We start from the raw sequence: 14,418 nt of genomic DNA on the forward strand, positions 1-14,418 counted from the left end.
GCGTTAAAGAAGAGAGGACTTCAGCTTATGTTGAAGAACTTTCTTTTTTGTTTTATAATATTTTGAATGAGAATTATTATCAATGGAGTGGTATGATGAGCCAGGTAGCAAGCTTGATAAGTAGTCCAAGTGCCCTCTTTCTCTTAGTAGATATCCAATATTGCACGCTCCCTACTGGTCATCACCAGAAAGATAATGAGACAAGCAATTATAGCTTGATTGTTGTGACTGATGGGAAGGGAAAGCTGAAAATAGAAGAAGAGCACTTTCATATGGATCGGGAAAGCTGCTTCTTAATTGGACCAGAGCAATCTCTGTTCATTCAAGCTGTAGAGCCGTCTCTATGTTTCTATCAATTAACTTTCAATAAGCTGTCTATTCAAGCTACAGCTTCTCTTTTAACAAAGAAGAAGGAGGAGAGAAGTGATTCATTTCCTTTCCTTGGAGCTGTAACTTGCTCTCCTTTTTCCAAATGTCTTGATTTGGTGGAAGCGATATATTGTCATCGAAATGATGCTGATGACATGGAAAGATTTTATAACCACGTACGCTTTGAGGAATTACTCCGTTTCGTTTTTCAACAAAATACTTCTCAGAGTCATTTGGACATACGCCGTGCGGTGGAGCGCTCTGTTGAACATGTGCGAAAACATTATTATGAACCGATGACAGTGGATCAATTGGCGGCTGATGCTAACGTCGCTCGTTATAAATATACGCGTATTTTTAAGGAAATGACGGGGCATATTCCACTTGATTTTGTAAATAAATTGCGGATAGACAGAGCTAAACAATTACTTAGTAGGACGGACGATCGGATTCATGAAATAGCAGAGCAGGTTGGATTCAACAATGAATTCTATTTTAATCGTCGTTTTAAACAAATGGTTGGTGTAGCCCCAGGACAATACCGGGATAATCAGCGTAGCGACCTTCGGATCGTATCATTGTTTTTGGAGGATTATTTACTGGCATTAGGTGTAACTCCGATTGTACAGTGGTCGCATGGGGGATGGGGGAAGCTGGATTATCTGGGTTTACAGCATATCCCGACGCATGATGTCCTGACAGAGGACATTCATCAATTATCCCACTACAACCCAGACTTTATTATGGTCAGACAAGGGGTTCAAAGCTTAGCAGGTATCTACGATCAATGTCGGCAGATTGCACGTACTAGTGTCATTCATCACCCTGTGGATGATTGGCGTTCCACATTGCGTACCGTGGCGGATATGCTAGGGCGGACCAATATGGCAGAGCAAGTAATTATGCAGTATGAGAATAAAGTCGCAAAGGCTAAAGAAGTATTGTCTCGATCTGTAAAAGGACAGACATTTGCTTTCCTGCGAGTATCAGCTAATTATATCAGCATAGATTACCTTTATACGGGTCCTGTATTATATCGAGATTTGGGGATGAAACCACATCCACTCGTTAGCCAATTAAGAGGAGTATCTGAAAGAAGATGCTTGTCATGGGAAGACCTTTCTGAGTTGGACGCAGATCATCTATTCTACACATTTGACAAATGGCATGATGAAGGTGAAGATGCAGAAAAAAAGCAACTATATCATCCCACTTGGCAATCCATTCCGGCTGTTCAGAAAAAACGTGTGTATGAGGTGGATTTCATGACATGGATGAGCCATGGAGTTATTGCCAATAGCAGGAAGATTGATGATGTGATGAGGGTGCTTGCTTATTAATTTTACATGGATACTAAACACCGGAAGTGATGGAGGAGATGCATCTTGGATTCTTCTATACAGATCGTAAAGAAATCACAGGTATTTTTATGGGAGGATGGCGCATCTTCTATCACGTTTACGGCTGAAACACCGACTTTACTTACTACGTTAGGGCAGATTCAAATCGTAATTGACACAACCCTTTATCAACTATCAAAGGGAAACGTCATGTTCTTACGTCCGAATGATGCAATAACAGTGGAGTATAATGAGGATACTGCTCCTCTGGTTTATCAAGTTGGTTTTGAGTATTATGAGCTTGTCGAATATACGGAAGAAAATATACGATATGGCAAGAATCATGATCACTTGCCTCCAAGCGGCTGGATGACTGAATTTCTTCCTTACCAGGCTTATGTATTAATACAGAAAATCGTAGAGCAATATCAGCCGGTACAATCAGCGCAGAACAGTCAATGTCGCTTTCTATTAGACGAACTATTGCACATTGTCTTTTCGCAAAAGCGGGATATTCGAAAACATCAGGGGATCCCGTCTATTGAAAAAGCACTATTTTACATACAAGAGCACTATCATACCCCAATTACAACCTTAAATGCATGGATTCAGAAAACTACATCAAAAAAACCTAACAAAGTTATGTCAGGCTACAGCTTAGATGGAAAAGTATTGCCAAAAGCTGATTTTAATTCTATGGCCTATACGGCTCCTTTTGCTGTTAGTGCTATGATTGATTCCAAAAATCAGGATTGGATAAACAAATTATGGACACATATGGCTAGCTCTTCCACCAAGTCAAATGAGTATTTTGACAATAGTATCCGATTATTGACCATGATCACAGCTTCAGGCAATTGGTGGTTGTCAGAATAATTAGGTAATTACACCTCATAAATGTAGCAAAAAATATCAAAACGCTAATAAATTGTCAAAAAATAGTTTGTATACGTTCTAAACAATGACTTTCATTTTTATAATATTACTAATGTTATAAACGGAGGTGAGCATTTCGGCCGTGTCAGAACTTTGCTTTACCACATCATGGGAGGTCATTAAATGACAGAACAGAGCGTTATGAGCAGGATGGCAATCAAGGTATGTGTTGCTTTTGGGATGCTAGTATTAATGATAGCAGGGGCTATGTTCATTGCTGAACGTGTATCAGCTCACGGCTATGTTGAATCACCTACAAGCCGAGCGTATATGTGTAAACAAGGCAAAAACATTAATTGTGGTCCCATTCAGTATGAGCCTCAGAGCGTAGAAGGGGAAGGGTCCTTTCCACAATCTGGCCCACCAGATGGACAAATCACAGGAGCTGGACGCTATCCCGATCTGTATACACAAACCGCTGATCGTTGGAAGAAGGTAACGATGCATGGTGGAGCCAATACGTTTAAGTGGAGATTGACAGCATCGCATAGCACGAAGGAGTGGAAGTATTACATTACGAAAAATGGCTGGAATCCCAATAAACCACTTGCTCGCTCCGACTTAGACATAGTTCCGTTTTGTTACTATTACGATGGTGGGAACAGATCTGGTACTACGGTGACTCATACATGCAATGTACCAACTGATCACAGTGGTTATCATCTTATTCTGGCCGTGTGGGAGATTGCGGATACCACGAATGCTTTTTATCAAGTGATAGACGTTAATCTGGTCAAAAGCGCTGCTACTGAGCAAGTCTCTATTGATTTGAGCAAGGCTACTGTAGAACAACAAGCTCCTCAAATGGGAAAGGTAAGTCCTATCTTTTCTACGGTACAACAAATTACACAGGGAAGTATTCTGCTGCGTGATCAATGGTTTGCTGATGATCTGCGCACACTATACTGATTAGGTATAGACCGAATAATGGGTGTCACTAAAACGCCTATTATTCGGTTTTTTGAGTCAAAAAACCTATGCAAAAAAAATAGTTTAGTAATAACATAAATGTAGTTCTTTCAGCCTAAAGTAGTGTACATAGAAAACGCATACAGGAAATATTGAGAGTTTCCATCTTTTTACTACCTTTTGTTCAAAAATTTGTCTCCTCTTTAAGAAATGAGCCAGTTTAAAAATGTGACTATTGTAGTGTGATAATTCAGTCGTAAAGAATCTATCTAAAATGCTACCAATTTTAATAAAATAACAAATGTTACAAAGTATTTCGTATAACCTAGAACATCACATACTAGGAGGTAGACAGAATGGCTTTGCAATGGAAAACGGTTTTTGGAAAGAGCTCTGTAGCTTTTGGAATAACGCTGGCAGCTATGGCTGGTACGATGGTATTTGCAAGTAGCGCGTCAGCACATGGGTACATTGAATCACCAACGAGTAGAGCTTTGCTGTGTAAGCAAGGACAAAATGTTGGTTGCGGTCAAGTTCAATATGAACCGCAAAGTGTAGAAGGGAAAGGTAATTTTCCACAATCTGGACCTAAGGATGGTGAGATCACAGGGGCAGGAAAATATACGGAACTCTTCGCTCAAACAGATAGTAGATGGAAAAAAGTAGACATGAAGGGCGGAAAAAACACTTTTACATGGTATTTGACTGCTCCACATTCTACAGGTGACTGGAAATATTATATAACGAAAAAAGATTGGAATCCGAACAAACCATTAGGCCGCGATGATCTTGAGCTCATTGCAAAATTTAACGATGGTGGAAAAGTTCCGCCTAAATCAGTTTCTCACAACGTTAATGTACCGACCGATCGAAGTGGCTACCATATCATTCTTGGTGTATGGGAAATCGCTGACACAGGGAATGCTTTTTATCAAGCCATCGACGTAAATTTGAAAAACGATGGTAACCCAACAGAGCCAGAGGTACAATTACCGACAATTCCTAGCAACTTGACCTCTCCAGGACAGACAACAACAAGTATCGAGTTGCGTTGGTCAGCCTCGACAGCTTCTGAGGGGATCAAAGAATATGAAGTATATCGTAATGGTCGTCTAGTAGGTACAACTAGCCAAGCGTATTTTGAAGATAAAGAATTGACTCTTGATACAGCTTACACATACACAGTTCGTTCCGTTGATTTTGCTGGAAATAAATCTGAACTGTCCAAGCCGTTCACAGTGAAAACAAGTAAAGAAGACGAACAAGTAGAATTGCCAACAGCACCAGGTAATCTTGTTTCGCCTGCAAAAACCAAATCTACAATTGATTTGAGTTGGACAGCTTCCACAGCTCCTCATGGGATTCATGCCTATGAAGTGTATCGTGATGGCCGACTTGTAGGAACGACTAGAGAAACAACGTTTACAGACAAGGATTTAAAAGCAGACACAACATATTCTTATATGGTAGTAGCTGTTGACCATGCTGGTAATAAATCTGCTTTCTCTCAAAAAGTAACAGTGCGTACTGAAAAAGAGCAGGATGGGAACACCGGTGATACATGGAACAAAGACAATGTTTATAATAATGGCGATCGAGTTATATATGAAGGCGTAGAATATGAAGCGCAATGGTGGACTAGCGGTGATCGTCCCGATAACTCTGATGTATGGAAGCAAGTGGGCGATGTCGTACAAAAATGGAACAGCGAGAAAGCCTACCAAGGTGGAGCAAAAGTCTCCTACGAGGGTAAAACCTATCAAGCGAAATGGTGGACAAAAGGGGAAGAACCTAGTACATCATCTGTATGGACACTTGTACAGTAAGTAACCTTGGGCAGTAACAGAATAGGATAAGAAAAAGGGACCATTCAATAGCTTGCTTTGAATGGTCCTTTTTGTATTTGCCGAGGCGTGCTAGGACAGAATGTTTACACGATAAGGAGAAATAACAATAATGGCAACACCAAGAAAGTAAGCGCCCATCTTAATTAAAGAGAGGGCGTATTTTATTTGGGGAGCCTCAGCTCCCTATTTGAAAGGGATAGATATATGGAAAACTTACTCAAAGTTCTTTCAGCCGTCGGAGGTGCGGCAGAAGGGAAACTAAAAAGCAAAATTGGACTCATCGGGATAGCAAGAAAGCTTTTTATTTTTGGGATTATCGCTATTGATCACATGCTAGAGACTGCTTTAGGGGATCAACATGTGATCCGTAGCGCAACGATCTTTTTCTATATGGCTAATGAGCTGCTGTCCATTTTAGAGAACGCTGGACGTATCGGCTTACCAGTACCAGACGTGTCTAAATGGCAAGGGGAAATCAATCGGAATCAAGTTGAATCTGACGGTGTGAAGTACGCTTTTATCAAGGCAACAGAAGGGACGAGCCTAGTTGATAGGAAGTTGAAAGAAAACGCTCAGGGAGCTAATAGAGCAGGAATTAAGGTAGGTTATTATCATTTTGCCCACCCTGATTTATCTGTTCAATCACAAGCAGAACATTTTGTACAAAACTGTCAAAGGGCTACCGTGTAATATGCCGCTAGTGCTTGATATCGAGACGGACAAGGGGTTAACAGCTGAACAGATTACAACGTTTTGTCTTGCGTTTCTTACCCATGTTAAAGAAAACACGGGAAAAACGCCTATGATCTATACAGGAGCTTATTTTGCAAAAAAAAAACCTTGGGAAATCTCTTGCTAGCTTTCCTTTGTGGGTGGCCCATTACAATACAAACCAACCTATGCTAAACCCTACATGGAGTCGTTGGGCGGTTTTCCAGTATTCCGATTGTGGGAAAGTGGCTGGTATTAAAGGTAACGTGGACATGAACTGTATGGAGAAAGAATTTTGGAATGTAATTTTGAAGGGGGAAACAACTATGGGTAGAGTACTAGCAGATGAAATTATTTTGGTATTGAAAACACAATGGAAAGTTAGTGACGCAATGGGGATGAAGGAACAGGAGAAATACCTTGGGGAGCTTGCTGATCGGGTAAGGATTGCTAGTGGACAAGTGCCACAGAATCAAAATTAATTCATCAAGAGAGTGTCAGTTATCAGTTTGGACGATGATCTATAACATGGAATTCATAAACGGGGCTAAACAGAGAGGTGCATGCTAACACCTCGCTCCTATGGTTTAGTAGGGTTAAAAAGGTATGAGGAACAGGTTTGTTTTGATACGTTTTTATATTTATAAATTTTCCGGATTAAATGGCCATTCTAAAAAGTTTCTAAGGGTAGGAAGTTAATATTTAAGAAGCATGATAACAAATAGTACGATTTTGCATAATGTGTAATATTTAAATTTGGAGGTGTTTTTTTGCCAAATTACAATTATGAGGACATTAGGGATATTCTAGATAAAATAAATGACCCTGATTTGTCAGGTTTTATGCGACGCGACCCCTTTAGTAACAAAAAAATTTTTGCACGTTGTAAAAGTTCTTCTTCAAGTTCATCTTTTTGCAGGAACTTCACTACTTGTTCACCGATTACATGTATACCTTGTCCAACGGGAGCCACTGGCTCGACCGGCTCGACAGGTTCAACGGGAGCCACAGGAACAACCGGCCCGACAGGTTCAACGGGAGCCACTGGCTCGACCGGCTCGACAGGTTCAACGGGAGCCACAGGAGCAACCGGCCCGACAGGTTCAACGGGAGCCACAGGAGCAACCGGCCCGACAGGTTCAACGGGAGCCACTGGCTCGACCGGCTCGACAGGTTCAACGGGAGCCACAGGAGCCACTGGCTCGACAGGTTCAACGGGAGCCACAGGAGCAACCGGCCCGACAGGTTCAACGGGAGCCACAGGAGCAACCGGCCCGACAGGTTCAACGGGAGCCACTGGCTCGACCGGCTCGACAGGTTCAACGGGATCCACTGGCTTGCCCGGAGCAGCAGGTTCAACGGGGGCCACAGGAGCCACTGGCTCGACAGGTTCAACGGGAGCCACAGGAGCAACCGGCCCGACAGGTTCAACGGGATCCACTGGCTCGCCCGGCTCGACAGGTTCAACGGGAGCCACAGGAGCAACAGGTTCGCCCGGAGCAGCAGGTTCAACGGGATCCACTGGCTTGCCCGGAGCAGCAGGTTCAACGGGGGCCACAGGATCCACTGGCTCGACAGGTTCAACGGGAGCCACAGGAGCAACAGGTTCGCCCGGAGCAGCAGGTTCAACGGGAGCCACAGGAGCAACAGGTTCGCCCGGAGCAGCAGGTTCAACGGGAGCCACAGGAGCAACAGGTTCGCCCGGAGCAGCAGGTTCAACGGGAGCCACGGGAGCAACAGGTTCGCCCGGAGCAGCAGGTTCAACGGGAGCAACAGGTTCGCCCGGAGCAGCAGGTTCAACGGGAGCCACAGGAGCAACCGGCTCGACTGGAGCCACCGGAATATTAAGCTTTGCAGATTTTTTTGCGTTGATGCCTCCTGATAATGCAGCAACAGTTGCTCCCGGTACAGACGTAAGTTTTCCACAAAATGGACCTACTAGTGGGACTACTATTGCCCGTACTGGTCCCAGTACATTTAACTTGACTGCAATTGGCATTTATGAGGTATTGTTTCAGGTGAGTGTGACCGAACCGGGCCAACTGATTCTAACTCTCAATGGCGCTGACCTAGCCTATACGGTGGTCGGGCGAGCAACAGGTACTTCTCAGATAGTAGGGATGGCTCTTGTGCAAACGACAGTCATCAATTCAATACTCACTGTACGAAATCCTGCTGGAAATGCCACGGCACTAACCATCACTCCTATCGCTGGAGGAACAAGGCCTGTTTCAGCACACCTTGTTATCACGCAAATCGCATAATAGAGAGAAATAGAATGGCATATTTGAGTTAATATCCATGAGCGCCGCCACCACAGTTGGTTTTGTTAGATTGTCCATTGAACAAAAAGAACCTCAATAATGGTATTATCCCCTTTGAGTAGACAGTGTAAAAAGCCCGCCCACCTGACGGTGGGTGGTACACTCTACTTGGAGGGGATTTTCCTATGGCTAAAAAAGGTCAAAAATTCAAACGTTATTCCGAGGAGTTTAAGCTGAAGGCTGTAATTTTGTATCAAGAAAGAGGGATGTCCTATAAAGCGATAACTAAAGCATTAGGAATACCAAGTTCAACTCAGGTTAAGCAGTGGGTTCGAAAGTTCAATAGCGGAGAAGGGGTTATGGATAAACGAGGGAAGAGCCGTTCTTGTGACCACCCTTTTATTGGTCGTCCACGCACCAAATTTGCTACTGTGGAAGAAGAAAGAGATTATCTTAAAGCGCAGGTAGAATACCTAAAAAAGCGCAATCCGAATCTGCATCTGGGGGGAAGGTATGGAAAGTAAATCGGTTTTTAATCATAAATGAGCTGCGTAAAAAATATCCCCTTACTTGGTTAGTGGAAATTGCGAGAGTGTCTCGATCCGGTTAATACAAATGGCTCAACGCAAAAGGAAAATCATCATTCAGACAAGAGCAGAATCAAAATCTGAAGGAACATCTAATAGCGATCCACCAAGCTCATCCATACTTCGGATATCCAAGAATGCAAATTGCATTAAGAAAGAAAGGATGGAATGTGAATCACAAACGAGTATACCGGTTGATGAAGGAGCTAAACCTTCGGTCTATTATCCGAAAGAAGAGACGTTATTTTGGTAAAACAGTATCTGTTATTAATCCTAATTTACTTAACCGTAAGTTTAATACGGACAAGCCAAATCATTTGTATGTAACAGATATCACCTTTGTATCGTTTCAAAGTCGCTTTTACTACCTCTCAGTCATCCAGGATCTCTATAACAACGAAGTTGTTAGTTGGAAGGTTTCTCATCGAAATGACTTACAGCTCGTACTAGATACTGTGGAACAACTGAGCAAAAAAAGAGACGTGCAGGAAGCGATCCTGCATTCTGATCAGGGCTTCCAGTACACGTCTAAGCAGTACAATAAGCTAATAAAGGAACTTGGCATAAAAGGCAGCCACTCTCGCAAAGGAAACTGCCTCGATAACGCCTGCATTGAATCCTTTTTTTCGCATCTCAAAACCGAGACATTGTACTTTTCTGAGTGTAAAACAGAAGAAGAACTCTTTCAAGCCATTAAAAAATACATATGGTTTTATAACCATGAACGATTCCAGAAAAAATTAAACCAGTGTGCTCCGGTGGAATACCGAAACACACTGGCTGCTTAGGCTTTTTTAATACTGTCTACTTGACAGGGGTAAGACCACATCGCCATCAACTTAAAATAATTTAGTACCCCCAAAACGAAAAATACGCTATTCTTTCCGTAGATTCATAGGAGAGGATGGCGTTTTTTATGGAAATCTTAGACGAGCTGCAGCTTTTTTCTCAAGAGCTCCAGCGTTGCTTAGTGCCTGAAGCTCTTGAAGAGCTTGCCAGAGAAGCTGGTTTTACCAAACGGAAAAGTAAGTATCAGTCTCAGGAGTTAGTTGCACTTTGTGTATGGTTAAGTCAAAAGGTTGCGAGCACATCTTTAATGAAATTATGTAGTCGTTTAGAGGCATACACTGGGATATTAATGAGTCCGGAAGGACTAAATAAGCGATTTAATAGGCAAGCCGTACAATTTCTTCAACGACTATTTTCACACCTTCTTATTCAAAAGCTATACGCTGCCGATACATTACCTCATGGTTACGCAACTTTGTTTCATAGAATCCGCATACTAGATTCCACTACTTTTCAGCTTCCGGATATCTTTGCTTCTGCTTATAAAGGATTTGGGGGAAGTAGCCATACAGCCGGTGTTAAAATTCAGTTAGAATATGACCTTCTTAGTGGACAGTTCCTACACGTTGAGGCGGGACCAGGAAAACAAAACGACCGAACCTACGGTTCTATTTGTCTAGAGACTGTTCAGAAAAATGACTTATGTATTCGTGATTTAGGCTACTTCGATTTACAGGATTTCGAACATATGGATATGAGAGGAGCTTATTATATTTCTCGTTTAAAGCTAAATAATCGTGTATACCAAAAAAATCCTCACCCAGAATGCTTCAAAGATGGAAAAATAAAGAAGCAATCTGAGTATATCCAGTTAAATATGGAAGACCTTATGAATCAAATCCAACCAGGCGAGACGCATGAGATATCCAATGTTTACATAGGTCAGTATCAAAAGCTACCAACCCGGGTTATTATTCATCGGCTGACAGAAGAACAGATTCAAAAGCGACGGAGGGATCAAGCTATTAAAGAAAAAAAGAAAGGAATCGTGTACTCGGAGAGAAGTAAACGATTAAGTGCTATCAATATTTATATTACGAATGCCCCCTCGACAGAGGTTCCTACCGAAAATGTTCATCCTTTGTATTCATTACGCTGGCAAGTCGAAATTCTCTTTAAAACATGGAAGTCTTTCTTTGGTATTGATCATTGTAAAGAAATCAAACAAGAACGCTTAGAATGTCACCTGTACGGGCAACTTATCAGTATTCTTATTTGTTCCTCCACCATGTTTCGAATGCGGGACCTTCTACTAAGAAAACGAAAAAAGGAACTGAGTGAGTACAAGGCCATACATATGATTCAAGATTACTTTCCACTTCTACATAGGTCCATAGAAAAAGACACCACAGAAATGTCAAAGATTCTCCTTCGCCTGTTCAACCTCCTACAGCGTAACGGGCGGAAATCTCATCGATACGAGAAAAAGACAGTCTTTGATATACTGGGTGTCGTATACAATTATACCATGTCTCAAGATCGAGCTGCATAGTATCAAAAATTTAGACCCGCTAGGGTCTATTTGTCATGCACACTTTTATCATGTATGGGTTAGCCTGATAAAAAATAACTACTATCCATCTATGGTGGACTATAGTGGATTCTTAAGTTGATGGCGATGGGGTAAGACCAGGCAATGGGCTTTTTATAATCAAATGGGAATGAAGGATGAGGCTGTGAGGATTGGGCAATTGGCAGATGAGCTAAGGGTTGCAAGTGGCCAAGCACCTCAAAACATATAACTCTTAAAAGGTTCCGCCAAGAAAAAATGTTACTTTTGGCTAAAATCATTTTTTCGTCATGGGGAAATAACTTTATCTTTACTTGATGTAAGACACCCGTTGTTAAATTTTTCATAATAATATATCGTGAATTAGTTTAACAAAGGAAAGGAGCGAAGACGATGTCTATTGTTTTTGGCAACAATACCTCAAGAACTGTATTTGCTTGCTTCAGCCTTTTTGATCCTAACTGTAATGGTTGGAATAAGTTTGGCTGGTGGACTTTTGAGCCTGGCAGGCGAAGGGCGATCAAGGAGGGTGATACCCGGGGGCTAAGGTTCTTCTTCTACGCAGAGGACGCTTTTGGAAATGTGTGGAATGGTGATTTGCGAACCACCGTACCTCAAGTGTCGTTCTATATGTGCTGGCAAGATGGATGCCCTCCTCCTTGTAGAGAAATAGGGTTTAGGCAAGTAGATACCGACAACTCGCCCGTATTTATATTCGATATAGCCTCCGCGCATTAAATTTCGTGAATATCCTTTTCTATGGTCAATCCCTTGGGAAGCTTGCCGATCGGGTAAGGGTTGCTAGTGGGCAGGAGCCGCAGAATAAAAGTTAGAAAGGGGTGAATCCAAACAAAGAAATGTCCAAATATAAGGGATTCGGACGTTCGCTCTTACAATAACTAGATTTTATGCCATAACAAAAATAAAAAACAGGAAATAAACGATGTATATGACTAGCACATGAATATGATATCTAGTACAAATTTTTTGTATGAATGGGGCGATGAATTTATCCGCTAATTTGAACAATAAATATATCAAAACTAAATCAATAAGCAAGAGAACATAAATATTGTCGAACGAATTCCGTAGTAAACGATCAATAAAAACGACTATACCCAAAACAATGAAATAGGAACACGATGAATATCTATCTACTTTAATAAATGTTCATCCCTTTCATACGTAGGAGGGTTAAGAGGAATATTCATCATCTCGCCCCTCCTATAGTTAATTTTTATTCATAACGTACTCTATCGGCTTCATAGTATTTTAAATCTAAATAATAAGACAAACGTCAGAATACAAGAGACTCTGACGTTTGTCTATTTAAAAGTTATTATCGGGACACGATCTGTAAATCGTATTTTAAATACTACGATTTTTTCTTTAATTCTTTAAACCCACGATACACATTTACTAAAGCTGATATCCCTAATAAGATCAGTATCATTGGGTCTACTAAAGCTCTCTACAACGTCAATTAGGCTCGATTTTTTCACCTCCTTTGAAATTCCTGATACTTTTTTAGGACTTCTATCTGCAACTCTAATTGACGAATTCTCAGGTCTTTGGTAGCTATCTCGTCTAGCTGATCTTGTCCGTATTTTCCATACGTATATTGTTTACCTACCTGTTGAGCAAACCGATACGTTTCTCCATTACGAAACCACTTCATCCATGTCTTTATCTGAGATTTATCCTTGATACCAAGTTCATCCATAATCTGTTTATTCGTATAACCCTCTTGCTTCATCTTTACGACTTGCCACTTCATCTCTTCTGGATAAGAAACTCTTGTACCCATGAAAGAAGCACCTCCCATCAAATCATATTGTTTAATACGATTCAGGAGGTGCTTTTTCCTTGTCTCAATTTACTGGGTCACTTCAACAGGAATGAATCCATGATATCATGAACTCTTTTTTTACTGTCTACCGTAAGGGGATAATACCATTTTGTCATTTACATCCATTTCTTTTTCATCCCTAACAACTTCTGGTAGTATGGATAAGAGAGTATAGAAAAAAGCACTGATAGGGCTACAGATACACGGAGGAACGAATAATGAATAGGAGATATCTTGCTATCTACGAGGAGATTAGACAGGGAATTATTGAAGGAGTGTATCCACCAGGGGAAAAATTACCTTCTGAAAATGATTTTTGCAAAAAGTTTGAGACTAGTAGAGGTACGATTCGCCGTGCTTTGGATATGCTAGCAGAAGAAGGACTTGTCAACAGCATGCATGGGAAAGGTGTCTTTGTTTTAGATCAAAATACGATTAGCTTTTCCTTTGGTGGATTGGTCAGTTTTAAAGAAGCTAATGAAAATAGTGGACAGGTCTTTTCTACAACTGTTCCTTTCTTTACGGAGCTTGTTATTGATGAAAAATTGGAGCAAAAAACTCATCTTCCAAATGGTATACACGTTTATCATTTATATCGTGTAAGAAAGCTGGATGGGGAAAGAGTCATATTAGATATTAACTATTTTAGCAAAGAAAAATGTGAAGGCTTGACTCCTGAAATAGCTGAGAAGTCCATTTATGAGTATATCGAGCGTGATTTGGAATTAAAAATTGGGTTTGCACAAAGAGTGATTCAAGTAGAGCAAGCGACAGGAAAAGACAGAGAATATCTGGATATGAAAGCATTTGGATTTGTCGTAGTGGTACGCAACTATGTGCATTTGTATGACGGTTCGATATTTGAGTACACAGAGTCGCGCCATCGTCCAGATCGGTTTGTGTTTACTGATTTCGCACGGAGGCGATAAATCATAGTTAAATGAGGTTATTGTCCGGGTCTAGTACGCTGAAGTCGCGATCACCCCACACATCAAATATGACCTTCTTTATAAAACGATCTCGATTGTAAGATTACCGATTTCGCTAATCAACATATTCCATCCTGTTTTTTTCAAATGAAATGAAAATGCTTCAGTGTTACTTTCAGGGAAGTATCAGTCAGTATAAATTGTAAGATAATGGGTCAACCAAACAGCTGGTTATCACCACGTTATAGTGAACCGGCTGTTTTTAGTCTGCATTCTAGCCGTATTGGTGTCTTTATAATGAAATGAAGAACATTGACT

Annotated in this window: 10 protein-coding genes and 2 pseudogenes; 11 read left to right on the forward strand and 1 reads right to left on the reverse strand. The window is 41.2% G+C overall.

What is annotated here, in order from left to right; translation table 11 throughout:
* Window positions 1-95: 95 nt before the first annotated feature.
* From BrL25_RS15330 to BrL25_RS26545, 10 genes and pseudogenes are all read left to right on the forward strand, one after another.
* Window positions 96-1,709 (forward strand): helix-turn-helix domain-containing protein, encoded by a 1,614-nt coding sequence (locus BrL25_RS15330; protein ID WP_018671417.1) that lies wholly within the window; start codon window positions 96-98, stop codon window positions 1,707-1,709.
* Between the two features lie 45 nt (window positions 1,710-1,754).
* The gene (locus tag BrL25_RS15335; protein ID WP_018671416.1) at window positions 1,755-2,585 is read left to right on the forward strand and encodes a hypothetical protein; all 831 of its coding nucleotides are present in this window, start codon (window positions 1,755-1,757) and stop codon (window positions 2,583-2,585) included.
* A gap of 240 nt (window positions 2,586-2,825) precedes the next feature.
* A complete protein-coding gene (locus BrL25_RS15340) occupies window positions 2,826-3,554 on the forward strand; it encodes a lytic polysaccharide monooxygenase (RefSeq protein WP_051088588.1) in 729 nt (242 codons plus the stop codon).
* A 356-nt stretch (window positions 3,555-3,910) separates the two neighbouring features.
* Window positions 3,911-5,380, forward strand: coding sequence for a lytic polysaccharide monooxygenase (locus BrL25_RS15345; protein ID WP_018671414.1), 1,470 nt, complete (start codon window positions 3,911-3,913; stop codon window positions 5,378-5,380).
* A 225-nt stretch (window positions 5,381-5,605) separates the two neighbouring features.
* Window positions 5,606-6,260, forward strand: a pseudogene (locus BrL25_RS26400) (GH25 family lysozyme).
* Complete coding sequence (locus BrL25_RS26155) at window positions 6,226-6,594, forward strand: GH25 family lysozyme (protein ID WP_018671412.1); 369 nt, start codon at window positions 6,226-6,228, stop codon at window positions 6,592-6,594. Before BrL25_RS26400 ends, BrL25_RS26155 begins: the two are co-directional and overlap by 35 nt.
* A gap of 288 nt (window positions 6,595-6,882) precedes the next feature.
* Window positions 6,883-8,376, forward strand: a complete 1,494-nt coding sequence (locus tag BrL25_RS15365; RefSeq protein ID WP_236848046.1) for a collagen-like protein — start codon at window positions 6,883-6,885, stop codon at window positions 8,374-8,376.
* Between the two features lie 185 nt (window positions 8,377-8,561).
* Window positions 8,562-9,751 (forward strand): annotated as a pseudogene (locus BrL25_RS15370) (IS3 family transposase).
* A 128-nt stretch (window positions 9,752-9,879) separates the two neighbouring features.
* Window positions 9,880-11,304, forward strand: coding sequence for an IS4 family transposase (locus BrL25_RS15375; RefSeq protein WP_099327265.1), 1,425 nt, complete (start codon window positions 9,880-9,882; stop codon window positions 11,302-11,304).
* Window positions 11,305-11,715: 411 nt separating this feature from the next.
* Window positions 11,716-12,060, forward strand: a complete 345-nt coding sequence (locus tag BrL25_RS26545) for a DUF1036 domain-containing protein (protein ID WP_018674425.1) — start codon at window positions 11,716-11,718, stop codon at window positions 12,058-12,060.
* A 760-nt stretch (window positions 12,061-12,820) separates the two neighbouring features.
* Here the strand turns inward: BrL25_RS26545 and BrL25_RS15385 are convergent.
* Entirely contained in the window at window positions 12,821-13,129 is a 309-nt protein-coding gene (locus tag BrL25_RS15385) for a helix-turn-helix domain-containing protein (protein WP_099327266.1), read from the reverse strand.
* A gap of 260 nt (window positions 13,130-13,389) precedes the next feature.
* On the opposite strand from BrL25_RS15385, the gene treR reads away from it, so the two are divergent.
* Entirely contained in the window at window positions 13,390-14,100 is a 711-nt protein-coding gene (treR, locus tag BrL25_RS15390; protein WP_018674296.1) for a trehalose operon repressor, read from the forward strand.
* The last annotated feature ends 318 nt before the right edge of the window (window positions 14,101-14,418 follow it).

The organism is Brevibacillus laterosporus DSM 25 (genome assembly GCF_002706795.1).
In the GTDB taxonomy this organism is placed as follows: Bacteria; Bacillota; Bacilli; order Brevibacillales; family Brevibacillaceae; genus Brevibacillus_B; species Brevibacillus_B laterosporus.